This is a genomic window from Ktedonobacter sp. SOSP1-52 (assembly GCF_016587395.1).
In genome coordinates this window covers 2,068,007-2,084,730 of the sequence record NZ_BNJH01000003.1, presented here as the reverse complement: position 1 = coordinate 2,084,730, position 16,724 = coordinate 2,068,007, and the positions used below count along the sequence as shown (strand labels likewise).

The following is a 16,724-nucleotide window of genomic DNA, read 5'->3' as shown; positions in this document are numbered from 1 at the left end:
ATGGCTCAAGATTGTAGTTGTCCCGGTTTGGATGAAACAGTAAACTGGAAGTGGACGGTCGTAGAAGAAGTGAGGAAAGCATGGCAACGGGACAAACATACGATAAGACCTTTAAGCGAGAAGCTGTGAATTTAGTCCACACAAGCGGAAAATCGCAGAGGCAGGTAGCAGAAGACTTAGGGATTGCGATGAGCACACTGAGTCGCTGGTGCTCTGAGCTGGCGGCCAACGGAGAACGAGCGTTTGTTGGCAGTGGAAATCTCCAGCCAGAAGCTGAGGAGCTGCGCCGCTTACGGCGGGAAAATGACGTGTTGCGACAGGAGCGTGACATCCTAAAAAAGGCGCTGACCATCTTCTCGCATCCGTAGAAGACCGTTTCGGCTTTATTGAGCACCACCGAGGGCAGTTTGAGGTTCGGATCATGTGCCGCGTGCTCTCGGTTTCGGTCGGCGGGTTCTATGCCTGGATAAAGCGCCCTCCCTCGCAGAGGGAGCGAGAAGATGGCGAAATCAGCAAAGAGATCGTGAAAATCTCTCATCAGCACCGGGGACGCTATGGCAGTCCGCGCATTCATGTGCAACTGCGCGATGAAGGCGTTCGTGTGGGCCGCAAACGCGTGGTGCGTCTCATGAAGCAGGCCCAGCTCGCTGCCCATCACACGACCCATCGTGTGCTGACGACCCATGCCGATCCTGCTGCAACGCCAGCCGAAAATGTACTTGATCGTGCTTTTGAGGCCGAGCGCCCGAACGAAAAATGGGTCACAGATGTGACATATATTGCGACAGCAAACGGCTGGATGTACTTGGCAGCGGTCTTGGATCTCTACTCGCGGCGCATTGTTGGCTGGGCCATGGCAGCCAAACAAGATGAGGCTTTGGTCGAGCAAGCGATGGCCATGGCGATCAGGCATCGCAAGCCAGAGGCGGGATTGCTTCACCATTCAGATCGCGGCTGTCAGTATACCAGCCACGCCTATCAGAGGTTTCTGCAGGACCACGGGATTCGTGTGAGCATGAGTCGTAAAGGCAACTGCTGGGATAACTCGGTGATGGAGCGCTTCTTTGGAACGCTGAAGCGAGAATGTACATCACGAACACACTTTGCAACCCACGAAGAGGCTCGCACTGCCCTCTTTGCCTACATAGAGGTGTATTACAACCGGGTGCGCAAACATTCCACCCTGGGCTATCTCAGCCCCATTCAGTTTGAGTTGAGAAAAAGTTGATCTTTCACTTCATCTGATCACTTAAAGCGGGACAACAACATAATGGCTTCACCTTTTGTTCCAGGATCTCTTTTGATTCTCCTGAAATGATGAAGTCATCGGCATATCGTACAAGATGAATTTTCGCTAATTTCCCTTTCCGCGTTGTTGGAGGAATAGCTTCCTTCAACGCACGCTCCAGGCCATCGAGCGTCCTATTTGCGAGTACGGGTGAGCAACTCCCTCCTTGAGGAGTTCCTGCATTTGTAGGGTAGAGAATGTGTTTTTCCATGAATCCAGCTTTGAGCCATTTCTGTACCATCGCTTTTTCCATTGGAATATGGGTGTAGAGCCACGTATGAGAAATCGCGTCGAAGCAGCCTTTGAGGTCGCCTTCCAGCACCCATTGCGCTGAGGTTTGTTGTGCAAAGATATTGAAACAGTGCGCGATCGCGTCTGCGATTGATCGTTCTTTGCGAAACCCATAGGAGCCGTGATCTGCTTGCGTCTGCGCCACCGGGTCAAGAGCCAGGAGGTAGAGAGCCTGCATAGCACGACACTGCATGCAAGGGATGCCTAATGGGCGTTTCTTGCCATTTCGCTTAGGTATGTAGACGCGCCTGAGCGGTTGAGGATTGTATCCTCGTTGCTTGAGCGCGACTACCGCCTGTGATTTCTTTTCTGGAGTGTCCCAGATTACCTGATCGACTCCAGGAGTCGTGCTCCCATCGTTGTCTGTCACTCGTCGAACAGCAAAGGCTTTGCCGCTAAACGAGTGGGTTAACAAGCGTTGCAAAGCTTTCACTTTGCCCCACCTGCCTTTCTTTGTCGCCTTCACAATCCTCGCCTGAAGCCGACGCACGTTGTGGGTGATAGCCTTCCAGTCAAGGTCGTGCCATCCTGCCACGAGGTCGTGGGAGGCCGCACCAGTTTGTGCAACCGTGATCTGCTTTGCCTCCTTGATCGGTTTGTCAGTGTTCTTGTGAGAGAGGACCAGATGGAAGTCTGCCCGCTTTCGCGTGGGGTGATCTTGCTTATCACTCAACCCCTATCCGCTCGATTACCGAGTGGCCTTTGCTTTCTCCATCCTCTTGTACCCACATTCCCATCGGCTTCCCTCGCGGGTCGCTTTCCTGTTGCCAGGAGAAATATGGGCTTACCACGTTTCGTTCTTTTGCCAGAGTGGGGAAGGTTCACCCTTTCCGCCGGGAGGTTTGTGTGTTCACGAGGGGAGAGCGAACAGCTCCCCTACCACCTCCGTTCCCATTTTGGGTCAAGCCTGTCAGCATCTTTGGCTTGTTTACCGTTACGACGTTTAAGCAGGTGTTTGCATGCGCTAACCATTCCACTCAATCCTAGCTCCTTACAGCATTGATGCTTGCAGTTGCATCGTCTTCTCGCGATTCCGATGCCAGCCTTTCGGCTGCGGCTTCATTGTCCCCAGAGCTTCACACGGTTGCGTTACCACACCGCATGTCTGGGTAGGATACTCCTGGTGAAGCAGGAGGTCTCATGACGGAAGAACCGTCGAGACAGCCAAAAGAGCGACTTTCGTGTCGCACACTCCCCACGGTAATCCCCGTTACCAGGTCCACCAAACGTGCCAAGAAACTGATGTGTATGAGCCAGGAGAATCACTGTCCGGGTACGAATAACTTCTCCTCGCTTCCTTCCGTGATAGCCCGGTGCACACACCTGATCAAACCGACGATGAGGAGCAGGCAAGGCATCGGTCTGCGGCAGCGCCCGTTGGCGGGCCGCTTGTCGTGTTCCATCCACATCGACGACAAGCCACTGCCCGCTTGCCCGGTCGAACAGGCCCCCAGGAGAGGGAAACGGTTTGCGCGCAAGCAGATCTTTTTGAAAAAGCATCCTCAAGGCTTCCACGGTCGGCTGATCAAGGTCAGCAAGAAACCGGGACAAGGTCGAGCGATGGGGCAACCGATTTCGCCCAAACAAAGCCATGAACGGCTCGGCCCAAGGAGCGAGCTGTTCGTAAAAGGCCTGCAGAGTCGGCTCTCCTGAAATCACATAGCCGATCAGCGCCGCAACAAAATCGATGAGGTCGTATTGACCAAAACAGGCGCATGCGAAGCGCACCTGCTCCTGGATCCTTTTCAGGAGACCCTTATGGGTGAGAACCTGAGCAAAGGCTGCCACTTCTCCCATCCAGGATGGGACTGAGGGCATAGATTCCGGAGTAATCTGAATGGTGACTTTTGATGGCGTCATATGGATGAGAGCTTCTCCTTGTCTGCGATGCCAGAACCATGCTTCACGCGCCGCTCAAGGACGGGTGAGCCACAACAACAAGAGAAGCAAGAGAACCGTAGTCACCGGAAGAAGAACACTTTTGACCTTGATATGACGCCAGGAACGAATAGAGATCCAGAGAATCAGCAGGAGCTGCAAAAGCGCGGCGGCGAATCTCAAAGGGGGTAAGGTGAGCCCGATTCCGGAAACGACCTCCACGACCGCAGAAACGTAATAGACCCAAAGGGGGGAATGTTTGAGATAACTGTTTTTCCCCCATTCCCATCCATACAGTTTTCTTGCCCCTGCAAATAAGAAGAACAGACCAAGGACAATGCCAAGCAGATTGACCCAAAACGGAGTCGTTTCGAAAAACATACCTTTCTCCTCAACAACAAATGGAATGGAAACGACGTATGCAACATAGTGTCGAAAAATGCGATATACTGTTGCTGAATTGAGCATAGCGCGGCAGCCGGACAAAAACAAGAATCAAAGGTGGAACCCTGTCGCATTTCACAACACAAAGGGGAATTTGATGCGCAAACACCAGGATATCCGAGCCAGACTCACACGCAAACTCCTCCAGGACACGTTAATTGCTTTATTGGCCGAAAAACGTTTTGAGGTCATCACCGTAGGAGAAATTGCCGAGCGAGCGATGGTGAATCGAGCCACCTTCTATCGCCATTATCAGGACAAGTATGAGTTAGGCAATAGCCTGTTTCAAGAAGCGATTGAGCAACTCGCTTGCGATCTAAGTTCCCCACTCAAGCCCCCTTCTGCCTCTGAAGTAGAGGGGGTGGTCACCCTGCTGTCCACCTCTTTCGCACATATTGCTGAATATTCGAGATTGTATCGTGTGATGGTGAGCAATGCCTGGTTCACTGCAAAGATGCATGACACCCTGGGGGAACTTCTGGGTAAGCGTCTCTCTCTGCCTCCCAGAAGCTCGCAGAACGCAGTTGAAGGGATGCCAGAGGGGCTAGCCGTTGCCTCGCTGGCGAACTGGTTCATCAGTATGATCCGTTGGTGGCTCGAAAACGGCATGCCCTATCCCCCCCAGCAGATGGCGCTTTGGTGTACCACCTTTATTTCCTCTGGACTTTTTCAAGCTATGGGCATTCCTTTCCCTCGCTAAACTGATGAGTAGCCTGCTGAACTCTCGTTGCACATCCCGTGGGATCTGCATCGCCAAGCGGCTCAATATACTCATGAGCCACTTGGATCAATCCGCTTGTCTGGGCAGCAGCAGGGGCAGAAGCTGTATCCCATTCATTTGCCTGGCGATTCCATCTCTAAAAGATGAGCAAGTGTGAACCTATCTCGTCCGGGTAGAGAAGCAGTTTGAGGTTATCTTTCGAGAGCCAGGCGCACACCCAACGCAACAAATATCGCCCCAGTGAGATAGCCAATCCATCGCTTTGCTTTCTGATAGACACGCATCACTGGTTTCAAAGAGAAGACAAAGACGACCAAGCCATACCAGACAATATTGACGCTCAACATCAGCACGACACTCGCAGCCTCAACCCAGAACGGGGGATGGGCAGGGAAAAGTACGACAAAGACACTGCTAAAGAAGGCAAGCACCTTTGGATTTCCCATATTCGAGAGAAAACCAACTCTCCAGGCAGCAAGCTCTGAAGCAGTGATTGGTGAAACGGAGGAAGAGGGAGCAGGATCGTGGGCATGAAGGATCGCTCGAATGCCTAAGGAGATGAGATACAGAGCCCCAAGCATGCGTATGATCTGGACCAACCAATTGACTTGTGCTAACGCCACCTCTAACCCCGCCATGCTTCCGATGATCCAGACAGAGAGAGCGCTCGTGATCCCTAGAGCGACAAAGGTCCCTTCGCGACGGGAGCGGGTCGAGTAGTAGACCGTAGTGGCAAAGTCTGGACCTGGGCTCATAGCCCCAACAAGTGTGACCCCAACAAGCGTAAGAAGACTCGGAAGATAGGACATAAAACCGTTCCCTTTTCTTTGCTCAGAAGCATCATCTGTAATGAGAAGAGCCCCCAGACTCTCCTTGCGCAGGGCTTGACAAATCTTATGGCTTCTCTCCCTCACTTTGTGTGAAAGCTCTCGCATACGGAAAGCAACTTTGGTCATAGAGAGATGCGCGCAACAGGCTTTCCTTTTTGGCTGTTTGCCGGAAGCAGTTCAGAATCACACAAGGTGAGGGAGAGCCACAGAAAACAGGGATTTACAAGATGGAGCCTACCAGCGTTTCCAGGTCAGCAGAGGGAGTCAGGCAGGAAGCCTGCGGGCCCGCCGAACATCAAGCAGGAGCAACACGATAAGCAGGACCTCTATAAGTTTATCGTGTAGGCTTCTGTTATCTAGTTCTGACAGAACCGAATCGCTCGCCGCAGGCTTTGACCCGCGAGGGGGTAAAGTTAGAAAACGATCTGTTTGGTCTCAATGGCTTTGTGCTATATAATAATTTTCAGGTCACTCATTTTGAGTGAGGAATGGAAGCATTCGAAATGCTATGAGCAATGCTTGAAAAGCATGCACTATCTAGCCTTTCCAGAAAAGAGGGTTTAGAGAGGATTATCTTATGGCAGATCTGAAGAATCCAAAGGTTCAGAAAATCCTTCAATCAAAGGAGCTTGCACATCTCGCGACCATTGGACCCGATGGAGCTCCACAGTCATCTCCCATGTGTTTTTTGTGGGATGGAGAATATATCAAGTTCACCCATACGACGAACCGCAAAAAATTTCAGAATATTCAGCGGGATCCACGTGTTGCTGTGTCTATCACTGATGTGGATGATCCCTATACCTGTGCCGAGTTCCGCGGTATCGTGGAGCGGATTGAAGAAGACCCAACAGGTACCTTCTATGATACCCTGGCGAAACATTATGAGATGTCTTTTCGCTATAGTGGTGATCCACGTGTGGTCCTCTTTATGAAGATTCAGCATATTGCTGGTCAAAATCTCTAGGGATGTCTTGAAGGTCAAGCATGGATGCAACCTGTAGCAACCAATGGCTTTTCCGAGGAACCAGGAAGTATATAGTATGACCGGTCTACGTGCAGCGCTCGTCACCCCTTTGACTGGTCCGCTGGCCCCATTTGGGCAGGCCTGCGCTATCGGTCTTTCCTTATGGGCCAAGCATGCCGCGCGCCTACCTCCGCCTTGGATGGGTGTGGAGCTCAACGTACGAGACACGGGAAGCGACGTGCGGACAAGTATGCGTGCTGCTCTCAATGAGCAGCCTGATCTCCTTTTCGGGCCATACGGAAGTCATATGATGCTTGCAGCGGCACGGAGCTGCAAACGTGTGATCTGGAATCACAGTGGTGCAACCTCTCAGCTTTCTCGCCCGGAGTTCCCCCAGGTCATTAATGTGCTCTCCCCGGCTTCAACCTATTTTACAGGAGTCCTTGAAGCAGTGCGTGCATTCGATCCAGGTACAGCTACTGTCTCTCTCTTTCATACAGCCAGTGGTTTTGGTCAAGATGTGGCAATGGGCGTCGCAAGCGCCGCGGTCAGCCTCAAATTTGAGGTAGAGGTCGTGGCTTTTGAGCCAGGCCATGCAGCCGAAGCCGCATCGCTCGTCCCACATACAGATATATTGCTCGTTGCAGGAAGCTTTGCTGATGAGTGTGCGGCGGCTCCCAGCTTGTTGAAGCACACATGGCGTGCGGCGGCATTCGTTGGAGCAGGTGTTGAGGAGGTGCTTGTTCCGCTGGGAAACCGGCGTGAAGGACTGCTTGGACCTGCGCAATGGATTGCGTCGGCGGCTCCCCAACCTGATGAAGGGCCTGATGCTGATTGGTTTGTAACAAAGTATGGTGCTGTTACAGGAGGGGAGCCCCCGTATCCTGCAGCACAAGCCTTCGCAGCTGGGCTTTTGTGTGCGCGCTGTCTGCGAGACAGTGGTCGTTGTGAGGATACAGCCCAACTCGCTGCTGCCTACCAACTTGTCTGCACGACGCTCTATGGTGCTTTCCGCATCAACGCACTGAATGGTCTTCAGTCCGGTCATCAGATGCTTATCGTGCAATGGCAGAATGGGCGACGCCGTGTCGTCTGGCCTCCAGAACAAGCAGAACGTCCTTTGCTTTTGCGATGAGCACTGGCAGGGCAGCGATGTCGCCACCGCCTCCTCCAACTTCCTCCGCTCCTCAATCTCTCGCCCAAAGGAGAGCGCCACCATAATCCCTTCCCTGGGCCGCGGCTTCACCTCCAGGGGCAAGCATGACACCCCTCGCAGTTCCAGCGCCACCTGCTGCGCCCCCACATTGATCAGATGACGCAGCCAGAGAAGGTCCGCTTCCTTGAGCCCGCGCGCACTCACAATCCCCACCTGACGTAGCCGTTTCCCCAGGCGTTTGCCGATCCCCCATACATCCTCGACTGCGATCCCAGGCAACCAGCCATCCAGTCCTCGATGGCTGAGCATTAGATAGCGTGAAGCTGGCCATATATCGTTCTAGTTATCGTAATTGTCAAAGATGGCCTGGCCTGATCCGATCCCTTCAGATGGATCACGTGGAGAGCAGCCAGTGACGGTACGCAGACTCGCGCGGCTTGCAATTCCGAGGGCTGGTGCGTGGACGCGACCGCGATAGCAGTCATATTAGCCTTGAGCGCGGCTTGAATCCCCGCTGGCGCATCCTCAATCACAACACAACGCTGAGGTGTTACTCCTAAAAGGCTTGCGGCCTTCAAATATCCCTCGGGATGAGGTTTGCCTTGAGCGACGTCCCCGGCGGTAATAAAGATCAATGGCAAAGGCAAGCCAACCGCACGTAAACGAGTGGTAGCAAGGGCGCGTGAGCCAGAGGTGACTACCGCCCATTGGGAAGGAGCCAGGCTGGTCAAGAGGTCAGCGGCTCCTGTGATGCTCACAAGTCCTTGCGTATCTTCTATTTCCGCTTGTTCCATACGTCGAGCCTCTTCTTCAATGGCAAGAGTTGGAGCGACAGCGCGCATAGTATCAACAGTACGCCTACCATGAGCGCACGCAATAACTTCCTGCGCATCTAATCCATGCCGAATGGCCCACTGATACCACAACCGTTCTACACAAGCTGTTGAGTCCACAAGCACGCCATCGAGATCGAACAAAATGGCGTCGCAGTGAAAGCGTTGCATTGTTGCCAGACCTTCTTTCCATGTATGCTATACTATACATATTCCAAGATGATATATGCAATTTCGTGCAATGTCAAGTAATTTCATGTACCTCTCTAACTCCAATCAGGCAATTATAGATAAAAACATGTAAAAACCAGCAAAGGTGAGAGGATGCTTACAGCGGAACGAAGGCAATATATTTTGCGGGTGCTCTCGCAAGATGGGAAAGTAGTCGCCAAACGTGTTAGCGAAGAACTTGGCACTTCGGAAGATACAATTCGGCGTGATTTGCGTGAATTGGCAGCTGAGGGGGCACTTCAGCGTGTTCATGGTGGAGCATTACCACGTCCACCGGTTTATGGGAACTTCACTTCGCGTCAAACGCAAGCTCCCGCGGGAAAAGCGACTATCGCGCGGGCCGCGATCCAATTTGTGCGTAACGGGCAAGTTATTCTTCTGGATGGAGGCACGACTAATATCCAAGTAGCCCAGCACCTCCCCCAAGACCTGCACGCGACAGTAGTGACCAACAATCCTCATGTTGCGATAGCGCTAGAAGCGCATCATCCACATATTGAAATCGTACTCTTGGGAGGGAACATCCTCAAAGAAGCCATGGTCACACTTGGGACCGCCACGCTAGAAACAATACGTATGATGCGCGCGGATATCTATTTCCTTGGAGTATGCGGCTTGCATCCCTCCGTGGGTATCAGCACAAATCATCTAGAAGAAGCGTATCTCAAGCGTGCCATGATTGCCTGCGCATCAGAGGTAATCGCCTTAACAGTGCCAGAGAAGTTGAATACGGCCTCGCCCTACATTGTAGGCCAATTGAGTGAGCTTACAGCAATCATTACCGAACAATCCGTTCTGGATGAAGTGCTGGAGCCATATCGAGCCTTAGATATTACCGTGGTCAAAGCATTATAAAGCCAACGGGATACCTATATATACACTGCTTTCTCGCTCGCAGGCCAGACACTAACCCGTAATGGGTGTAAAGAAGGGGTCATACACAGCTTTGGTGAATCCGTTTGCTTACTTCTGCTGCGTGATGTGCATTGTGAAGTAATGATATGCTCTTTGTAAAAATACTGCTTTCTCGTTTTCACGAGGAGCTGATGATGGAAGGGTCGCCTCTCTTGTCTCTTCCTAAAGGATTGTGCATCATGCAGATCCACGAGGAAGCAACGGCACTCACCATTTCGGTGACAAGCACTCGCCCTTGTTCATATTATCCTCTCTGTGCTCAGGCCTCATCCTCAGTTCATAGTCATTACAGCAGGACCGTTCGAGATGTGCCCTGCGAAGGCCACAACGTTCGTCCCCATCTGGCTGTACGCAAATTCTTTTGTCGGAATTCTGATTGCCAGCCCAAGGTCTTCACAGAGCGCCTCCACGACTTTGTGGAACCTTGGGTGCAGATGACGATTCGCCTGGTCGCAGCCATCCAAGCCATTGGCTTGGCCACGTCGGGAAGCTTGGGAGTCCGGCTTGCAGCTCACCTGGGAATTGTGACCTCATGGACGACCATTCTCCGACGGATCATGGCACTGCCTACCCCCGCTCCCGGAGCCGTTACAGCCCTGGAGATCGATGATTTTTCGTTCAAACGGGGACGCAAGTTCGGGACGATTTTCGTTGACCTGGATTTGCATCAAGTGATTGACGTACTGGCTGAACATTCGTCTCAGTCCTCAGCTGACTGGATGCGCAATCACCCAGAAATTACCTATGTGAGTCGGGATCGCGGCAAAGATTACGCTCAAGGAGCAAGTGAAGGGGCTCTGTCAGAATTCAGAGAAAGGCTTGCCGTGACGATCGTTTGCAAGGTATGCTGAGAACACCAACTCATCTGCGAAGGAGCGATCCATGACCTGCCCACATTGCGCCTCAGCTACCACCAAAGAACAAACCCAGAAGGCCACGCTCGGCTATCGCCTGTTCCGTTGCTCAGCTTGCAAGCACCTCTTCAATGAGCGCACAGGAACACCGTTCAACTTCCTGGAATATCCCACTGACGTGTTTCTGCTGCTTGTCCTGTGGCGGCTTCGCTACAAGTTGAGCCTACGGGATCTCGCTGAAATGTTTCTGGAGCGGGGCATCGTGCTCGCCCATGAAACCGTTCGGGACTGGGAAGCACGGTTTGCGCCTCTGGTGGCAGACCATCTGCGGAGAAAACGATGGGGACAGGCAGGAAGATCCTGGTATGAGGATGAGACGTCTATCAAAGTCCATGGAAAGTGGTGCTACTTCTATCGCGCCATTGATGCTGAGGGCAACCTGGTTGATTCTCGCTTGAGCGAGAAACGCGATATGGAAGCCGCCCAGCAGTTTTTCAAACAGGCTCTTAGCTCAATGGATGATGTGTTGAAAGACTGCCACCTCTTTCTGTGGGCTTTTATGCACTCAGTTCTGACAGAACCGTGCAGTAGCATTGAGCCGTGTGGGGACTGACGCTGCTAAAGCACGCGTCTATATATCAAGGCGCGAGAGGCCCCGTACCTCCATATGTAGACGCGTGCTTTAGCAGCGTCGGAAGGAGCAAGAAATCAACCTTTCTGTACATTGCTCTAGCGCAGGGCTATTCCTTTCTCAGGAGGGGAGGTCAGTATCACTCCTTTGAAGGTCCTTCGCGCCTGCGGCGCTCCGGGATAGGGGTTGTGCACAGGAAATTATTGTGAAGTGGTACGATAAATAAGGAAGATCTAACTTCCGCTAAAGAGACAAGGAGAGAGAATATGAAGGATAGTGACTTTATTGAGAATAACGTGAAGGTGGTCGATGAGTTTCGTGCTAATAAGGGAAAGGTCGCAGGCTGGGCCCCTTTGATCCTTATCACAACCAGGGGGGCAAAGACGGGTCAGGAGCGGGTCTATCCGCTGATGGCGGTTCCTTATGGCGATAGCTATCTGGCAGTGGCTTCCAAGGGAGGCGCGCCAAAGCATCCTCAGTGGTATCACAATCTCATGGCTCATCCCGATATCACAGTTGAGGTTAACAACGAGAAGTTCCCCGCCCGTGCCAGGCAGTTGAGTGGCGAAGAGCGCGCCAAGGCCTTCGAAGAGGCAGCCAGGGTATTTGCTCCTTATGCCGAATACCAGCAGAAGACGAACCGCGAGATCCCCGTCTTCCTGCTCGAACGCGTGAAATAAGAAGTTTGAAAGGAGCGTGTCATGATACGTAAAGAAATCATGTCGTTATCAACTGCATCACGTCTCCGAGAGGGCCATTGCCGCTAGCTGGCGTCCATAAGCCAGCGTCGAGATAAGACCATAAACTGAGAAGCCTGCGTAGGACGCATTGAACGCGGTCCATTCCTTTTCAAGTTTTTTCAGAAGTTGTTGTTTATCCATAGTTCAGTTGTTCCTCCCTCGTCTTGATGATCGTCGGCGAGCACTGAGCCATTCTGTCGGTAGTGAAAACGCTACTCATCTCGTTTACCTTTCCCAGGTGAATTGGCTCGGCTCTCGGGAACGTCGTCTTGTAGCGCCTTCCATTTCGCATAGGCCATTGGCAGACAGACAGCGCAGGGCCGATACCCGGCAGCCCGCGCATGTTCCTCGGTCAGGAAGAAGACACGATGGTATTGTCAACTTGGGAACGGAACTGAACACTGTGTTAAAGTAGTCGCATGAAAACAAACGCCACGACTCCCGATTACAAAGGCTTTGGCTTCCCAACTGAGATTATCAGTCATGCAGTCTGGCTGTATTTCCGCTTCTCTCTGAGTTTTCGCGATGTGGAGGAGCTTCTGGCCCAGCGCGGGATCGTCGTGAGCTATGAAACGGTGAGGCAGTGGTGCCTGAAGTTTGGGCAGATGTATGCCAATCAATTGCGCCGTCGCCACCCTCGTTGTGGAGACACAAGGCACATGGATGAAATGTACCTGAAGATCAACGGGAAGACGCGCTATCTCTGGAGAGCAGTGGATCAGAATGGCAACATGCTGGATATCCTGGTACAGAGCCGACGGAATAAACAAGCGGCGAAACGCTTCTTCCGCAAGCTCCTCAAAGGGCTCCAATACGTGCCACGCGTGATCATCACCGATACGCTGAAGAGCTATGGAGCAGCCAAACACGAGATCCTACCTGGGGTGGAACATCGGCAGCACAAAGGATGAAACAATCGAGCGGAAAACTCCCACCAACCGACACGATTGCGAGAAAGGAAGATACGGCGCTTCAAATCGGCCAAACACGCGCAACGCTTTCTTTCAGCTTTTGGCCCCATCACTGGACATTTCCAACCACGAAGACATCGTTTGTGTGCAGGGGAGTACCATGCTCTTTTGCAGGACCGATTTCAGACCTGGAATGAGGTAATTGGAGTCAAGCGGATTGCATAACCACACAGACTTCCTCACCTCTCATTGTTCTTCTGGGGCTCTCTTCCTTACAGCTCATCAATATTCCCATTTTTACAGATAAGTTGACAATACCATCCGCGTTTCTGGACGTCGGCCCTATGCGATCTGCAAACAGAGACTGGGGGATACCATCTATGGTCTCTCCTGATCGCCCATAGGTTTCCAATTAGCCATCGGGTATTCTAGAGCACATCCGTATACTGGAGAGGTCTGGCAAATCTTCTGAGAGTGTGTCTTACTCCATCACGATGGGAGACTCCTTGTAGAGTAGAGGACTATGTTCACCGAATTGCCCGATCACTCTGCCCCTGGTGACACTTACGTAGTGCTGCCCCACCTATGGAGATAAAACGGACAGGCTCAGGATTGCATGAACGCCCTGAACCTGTCTGTCATACAGTGACCAATATCACTCCAAACCCGATTTCAACGCCTCGCTCATGGATATTTTCGTGAGCTTCCTGCCGCAAAACCACTTAGTTATCTTATACACCACAAAGATCAATACGAAGCTTATCAGGACATATAGCGGGTTCAAAATCATGGGTATCAGCATGTTAATCGATATGGATTTACCCGACCCGGAAGGCCCCAATATGACGCCGATTTGCCCTTTTTCCAGCTTTATATCCACGCCTTTGAGGATAGTTGTGGCAATCTCTGTTCTGGATCATATCCGGCTTTTATAAGCCCTCATAGCGAAGAACCAAGCCACGGCGATGATGCCGGCACACCATGCGAGAGCGACCCAAATCTCATTGCCCACCGGCTCATTGGACAAGAGCGCCCGGATAGAGTTTACAATGGACGTTACCGGCTGGTTTTCCGCAAACACACGGAGGACGGTTGGCATTGTTTCTGTTGGAACAAAAGCTGAACTAAGAAATGGCAGGAATAACAGCGGATAAGAAAACGCGCTCGCACCCTCCATTGATTTTGCCGTGATTCCAGGAATGACCGCAACCCATGTCAGCGCAAGTGTGTAGAGCACGAGAATTCCCACCGCCGCGAGCCAGTTAAGAATTCCCGCGCTTGAGCGAAAGCCCATAATAAGCGCGACGATGATAATAATAACGACGGTAATCATGTTGGATACAAGAGAGGTCAGCACATGGCTCCACAGCATCGATGAGCGTCCGATGGGCATGGAGTTAAAACGCGGGAACATCCCTTTCTGTACATCCATGAATAATCGGTAAGCCGTATAGGCTATACCGCTGGCAATAGCCATCAGCAGTATGCCTGGCAACTGGTAATTCACATAATTCACATCGGCGGGCATGCTCGTTTTTACCGCGCCACCAAACACATAGACAAACATCAGCATCATCGCGATCGGCGTTATCGCAACCGTGATGATTGTGTCTGGGCTGCGCAGAATGTGCTTCATTAAGCGACCGGTCAGTACGCCTGTATGCTTCATTTTATTTGTCCTCCTTTTTGCCGATGATAGCGAGGAAAATATCTTCCAATGTCGGCTGTTTTTCGATATATTCAACTTTCGCGGACGGGAACAGCTTTTTAAGTTCCTCAAGCGTCCCATTGGCGATTATTTTGCCGTCATGCAGAATCGCGATCCTCCCTGCAAGCTGTTCCGCCTCCTCCAGATGCTGTGTCGTCAGTAAAATCGTCGTGCCGCCATCAGCAAGTTCCTTGACTATTTTCCAGACTTCAAGTCGCCCTTCCGGATCAAGTCCCGTCGTCGGCTCGTCAAGGAAGATGACGGCGGGCTCACCCACAAGGCTCATAGCGATGTCGAGTCTGCGCTTCATCCCTCCGGAATACGTGCCTGCCGGTTTGTTGGCTGCGTCGGTAAGCCCGAAGCGTTTAAGCAATCTGTCGGCAAATTGGGTGGGTTTGGGAATATTGCGCAGTTTAGCGATAAGAATAATATTTTCCCGCCCAGTCAGTATCTCGTCCACGGCGGCAAACTGCCCGGTTAAGCTGATGGATCGCCGTACCTTCTCAGGTTGCGAAACCAGGTCAAAACCGTTCACTGCCGCGGTTCCTTCGTCGAATTTCAGCAGTGTCGAAAGGATGTTTATGGTCGTCGTCTTGCCAGCGCCGTTTGAGCCGAGCAGGGCGAATATCTCGCCTTTGCGGACGTTGAAATCTACGCCTCTCAGGACTCTGGTTTTCGCGCCTTTCGCGCCTGCGAAAGATTTTCGCAGGCTCGTCACTTCAATCGTATTTTCCATACCGATCCCCCCTCAATGATCTTTATCCGTACCTTTTTTCATGGTCTTGGCGACTTCTTGGCCAATTGATTCCTTAAAGACATCGGCATATGTTTTTGAACCCTCGATGAGATCATCACAGAAAGTTGCCACATCTCTGCCTGTCACTTCGAGTACGCCTTTCCCAACGGCTGCGCCCTCCTCAAAAAGATCGACAATCCCCGAGAGCAAATCAGTCCCCTCGGTTAGCTCGACAGGCCCGACCTTAAAGAGATATTTTTGAATCTCTTTGTAAACAATCTGATACTCTTGTGGGAGCGCCTTGACACGCGCCATATGCGCCCGCCACGCTTTTTTGCCTTCGATGAGATCTCGTATGCTCATTGTTATTCTCCTACTTGCCTAATTTTCTAGCGATAGTATTGTTGAGTTGCTCGCGCCACTTGTCGCGATAAGACTTTGCCCCCTCCGAGCCCGCCAACGCCGAACTGAAGCCCGCGATATCGTCGCCCAGAACCTCCCGGGCGCTCTGGCCATCCGCCACCGCTTCTTCGAGCAGGCCAAGCACACGATCAAGAATCGGCATGAGGTTACGTCCGGTGAAATCTGTATGAGGCCAAAGATTGGCCTGAATTTCTCCCCATGCCGCTTGATAATCAGTGGGAAGTTTTTTTGCGCGCGCCTCAAAAGTCTTCAATTCTCTCGTCATGTCGTTGCCTGTGATTTTATCCCAAGAATTCATGGTTTTTCTCCTTTAACTCTTTGATTTTTGATGATAGGAACTCCCACCTTTTCCAGTACTGGCACAGTTCCTCACGGCCCGCGTCGTTTAACGTAAAAAACTTTCGGGGCGGCCCCATGTCGGACGACTTTTTCGTAATCTCCACCAGCTTATTTTTTTCAAGCCTGATAAGGATGGTATAAACCGTTCCCTCCACCACGTCTGTAAAGCCCAAAGCGTTGAGCTTTCGTGTGATTTCATAACCGTAGGTCTCTCCTCGGTTGATAATTTCAAGGACACACCCTTCCAGGACACCTTTGAGCATTTCAGTTAATTTATCCGTGTCGACACCTCCTTACTAATCAGTGTCACCGATATGAAGTACTACTTAGTACCACTATATTGTAACACTTAGTAGTGTGAGCGTCAAGAGAAAAATAATGGATTGTCAAGTAAAGTGCGACATGGTCCCAATTTCGGCCAAGAATGAAGTGTAAGCAGAATGCCACCCAAGGCATTTCCGAGGCCGATCATTGATCAAGCGTACAAGATGTGAAAGACCTGATTGAGAAACTGATCCAAGATCAATCCCTTTTGGGAGAGATTCCCGTAAGAGCCCATTGGCGTTTTCATTGCTGCCTCGCTGACAAGCGCAATAGGGATCGCTAAAATATAGGCCTCTGAGTATTAATGGAAACGTCATGCGCCGTGTTGGCGCACCACTCCGTATGAAAATGGGTAGAATTGAAGTGGCAGCGTTCCAGAGAAAAGACGAGCAACAGTATACCGTGCCAGAACGTGTTTTTGAAACTGTACCGAGGTGTCTGGACGAACCACTCCATGTTGCCTAAACGGCGAGAGCCGAACGCAAGAGCACGAAGAATACACTG

The 16,724-nt window shown here is 51.7% G+C and carries 18 protein-coding genes and 3 pseudogenes; 9 read left to right on the top strand and 12 right to left on the bottom strand.

Going from position 1 to position 16,724, the window contains the following annotated elements:
* Nucleotides 1–80: 80 nt before the first annotated feature.
* Nucleotides 81–1,228 (top strand): IS3 family transposase gene (locus JMJ16_RS34675; RefSeq protein WP_374229122.1). Its coding sequence is split into 2 segments (ribosomal slippage): nucleotides 81–341 and nucleotides 344–1,228, totalling 1,146 coding nucleotides; the frame shifts between segments, so codons are not numbered across the junction.
* Between the two features lie 40 nt (nucleotides 1,229–1,268).
* Here JMJ16_RS34675 and JMJ16_RS34670 read toward each other — a convergent pair.
* The 3 genes and pseudogenes from JMJ16_RS34670 to JMJ16_RS34660 all read right to left on the bottom strand — a co-directional run.
* A pseudogene (locus tag JMJ16_RS34670) lies at nucleotides 1,269–2,153 on the bottom strand (reverse transcriptase domain-containing protein); the annotation flags it as partial.
* Nucleotides 2,154–2,668: 515 nt separating this feature from the next.
* Nucleotides 2,669–3,439, bottom strand: coding sequence for a hypothetical protein (locus JMJ16_RS34665; protein ID WP_236601821.1), 771 nt, complete (start codon nucleotides 3,437–3,439; stop codon nucleotides 2,669–2,671).
* Between the two features lie 54 nt (nucleotides 3,440–3,493).
* Nucleotides 3,494–3,838, bottom strand: coding sequence for a hypothetical protein (locus JMJ16_RS34660; protein WP_201388982.1), 345 nt, complete (start codon nucleotides 3,836–3,838; stop codon nucleotides 3,494–3,496).
* A 160-nt stretch (nucleotides 3,839–3,998) separates the two neighbouring features.
* On the opposite strand from JMJ16_RS34660, the gene JMJ16_RS34655 reads away from it, so the two are divergent.
* Nucleotides 3,999–4,601, top strand: coding sequence for a TetR/AcrR family transcriptional regulator (locus JMJ16_RS34655; RefSeq protein WP_201388980.1), 603 nt, complete (start codon nucleotides 3,999–4,001; stop codon nucleotides 4,599–4,601).
* Between the two features lie 212 nt (nucleotides 4,602–4,813).
* Here the strand turns inward: JMJ16_RS34655 and JMJ16_RS34650 are convergent, their stop codons facing one another.
* Nucleotides 4,814–5,431 (bottom strand): LysE family translocator, encoded by a 618-nt coding sequence (locus tag JMJ16_RS34650; protein WP_201388978.1) that lies wholly within the window; start codon nucleotides 5,429–5,431, stop codon nucleotides 4,814–4,816.
* 598 nt (nucleotides 5,432–6,029) lie between these two features.
* Between JMJ16_RS34650 and JMJ16_RS34645 the strand changes: the two genes are divergently transcribed.
* Nucleotides 6,030–6,419 (top strand): PPOX class F420-dependent oxidoreductase, encoded by a 390-nt coding sequence (locus JMJ16_RS34645; RefSeq protein ID WP_201388976.1) that lies wholly within the window; start codon nucleotides 6,030–6,032, stop codon nucleotides 6,417–6,419.
* Between the two features lie 76 nt (nucleotides 6,420–6,495).
* A complete protein-coding gene (locus JMJ16_RS34640; RefSeq protein WP_201388974.1) occupies nucleotides 6,496–7,554 on the top strand; it encodes an ABC transporter substrate-binding protein in 1,059 nt (352 codons plus the stop codon).
* Between the two features lie 329 nt (nucleotides 7,555–7,883).
* On the opposite strand, the gene JMJ16_RS34635 is transcribed toward JMJ16_RS34640, so the two are convergent.
* Entirely contained in the window at nucleotides 7,884–8,579 is a 696-nt protein-coding gene (locus JMJ16_RS34635) for an HAD family hydrolase (protein WP_201388972.1), read from the bottom strand.
* A gap of 153 nt (nucleotides 8,580–8,732) precedes the next feature.
* Between JMJ16_RS34635 and JMJ16_RS34630 the strand changes: the two genes are divergently transcribed.
* The 4 genes and pseudogenes from JMJ16_RS34630 to JMJ16_RS34615 all read left to right on the top strand — a co-directional run bounded on the left by JMJ16_RS34630 (nucleotide 8,733) and on the right by JMJ16_RS34615 (nucleotide 11,719).
* On the top strand, nucleotides 8,733–9,494 hold the full coding sequence (locus JMJ16_RS34630) for a DeoR/GlpR family DNA-binding transcription regulator (RefSeq protein ID WP_201388970.1): 762 nt from the start codon (nucleotides 8,733–8,735) through the stop codon (nucleotides 9,492–9,494).
* A 239-nt stretch (nucleotides 9,495–9,733) separates the two neighbouring features.
* A complete protein-coding gene (locus JMJ16_RS34625; RefSeq protein WP_201388968.1) occupies nucleotides 9,734–10,405 on the top strand; it encodes a transposase in 672 nt (223 codons plus the stop codon).
* Between the two features lie 31 nt (nucleotides 10,406–10,436).
* A pseudogene (locus tag JMJ16_RS34620) lies at nucleotides 10,437–10,919 on the top strand (IS6 family transposase); the annotation flags it as partial.
* A 386-nt stretch (nucleotides 10,920–11,305) separates the two neighbouring features.
* Complete coding sequence (locus JMJ16_RS34615; protein WP_201388966.1) at nucleotides 11,306–11,719, top strand: nitroreductase family deazaflavin-dependent oxidoreductase; 414 nt, start codon at nucleotides 11,306–11,308, stop codon at nucleotides 11,717–11,719.
* 57 nt (nucleotides 11,720–11,776) lie between these two features.
* Here the strand turns inward: JMJ16_RS34615 and JMJ16_RS34610 are convergent, their stop codons facing one another.
* A complete protein-coding gene (locus tag JMJ16_RS34610; protein WP_201388964.1) occupies nucleotides 11,777–11,920 on the bottom strand; it encodes a hypothetical protein in 144 nt (47 codons plus the stop codon).
* 278 nt (nucleotides 11,921–12,198) lie between these two features.
* Between JMJ16_RS34610 and JMJ16_RS34600 the strand changes: the two are divergent.
* Nucleotides 12,199–12,915, top strand: a pseudogene (locus JMJ16_RS34600) (IS6 family transposase).
* 430 nt (nucleotides 12,916–13,345) lie between these two features.
* Here JMJ16_RS34600 and JMJ16_RS57435 read toward each other — a convergent pair.
* From JMJ16_RS57435 to JMJ16_RS34570, 6 genes are read right to left on the bottom strand one after another with little or no spacing between them, the layout of a single operon-like run.
* The gene (locus JMJ16_RS57435) at nucleotides 13,346–13,570 is read right to left on the bottom strand and encodes a hypothetical protein (protein ID WP_201388962.1); all 225 of its coding nucleotides are present in this window, start codon (nucleotides 13,568–13,570) and stop codon (nucleotides 13,346–13,348) included.
* 36 nt (nucleotides 13,571–13,606) lie between these two features.
* A complete protein-coding gene (locus JMJ16_RS34590) occupies nucleotides 13,607–14,359 on the bottom strand; it encodes an ABC transporter permease (protein ID WP_201388960.1) in 753 nt (250 codons plus the stop codon).
* 1 nt (nucleotide 14,360) lies between these two features.
* Nucleotides 14,361–15,134, bottom strand: coding sequence for an ABC transporter ATP-binding protein (locus tag JMJ16_RS34585; RefSeq protein WP_201388958.1), 774 nt, complete (start codon nucleotides 15,132–15,134; stop codon nucleotides 14,361–14,363).
* A gap of 12 nt (nucleotides 15,135–15,146) precedes the next feature.
* Complete coding sequence (locus tag JMJ16_RS34580; protein WP_201380833.1) at nucleotides 15,147–15,497, bottom strand: DUF1048 domain-containing protein; 351 nt, start codon at nucleotides 15,495–15,497, stop codon at nucleotides 15,147–15,149.
* A 10-nt stretch (nucleotides 15,498–15,507) separates the two neighbouring features.
* Nucleotides 15,508–15,855, bottom strand: coding sequence for a DUF1048 domain-containing protein (locus JMJ16_RS34575; RefSeq protein WP_201380831.1), 348 nt, complete (start codon nucleotides 15,853–15,855; stop codon nucleotides 15,508–15,510).
* The gene (locus tag JMJ16_RS34570; protein WP_201380829.1) at nucleotides 15,839–16,159 is read right to left on the bottom strand and encodes a PadR family transcriptional regulator; all 321 of its coding nucleotides are present in this window, start codon (nucleotides 16,157–16,159) and stop codon (nucleotides 15,839–15,841) included. Before JMJ16_RS34570 ends, JMJ16_RS34575 begins: the two co-directional genes overlap by 17 nt.
* Nucleotides 16,160–16,724 lie beyond the last annotated feature (565 nt).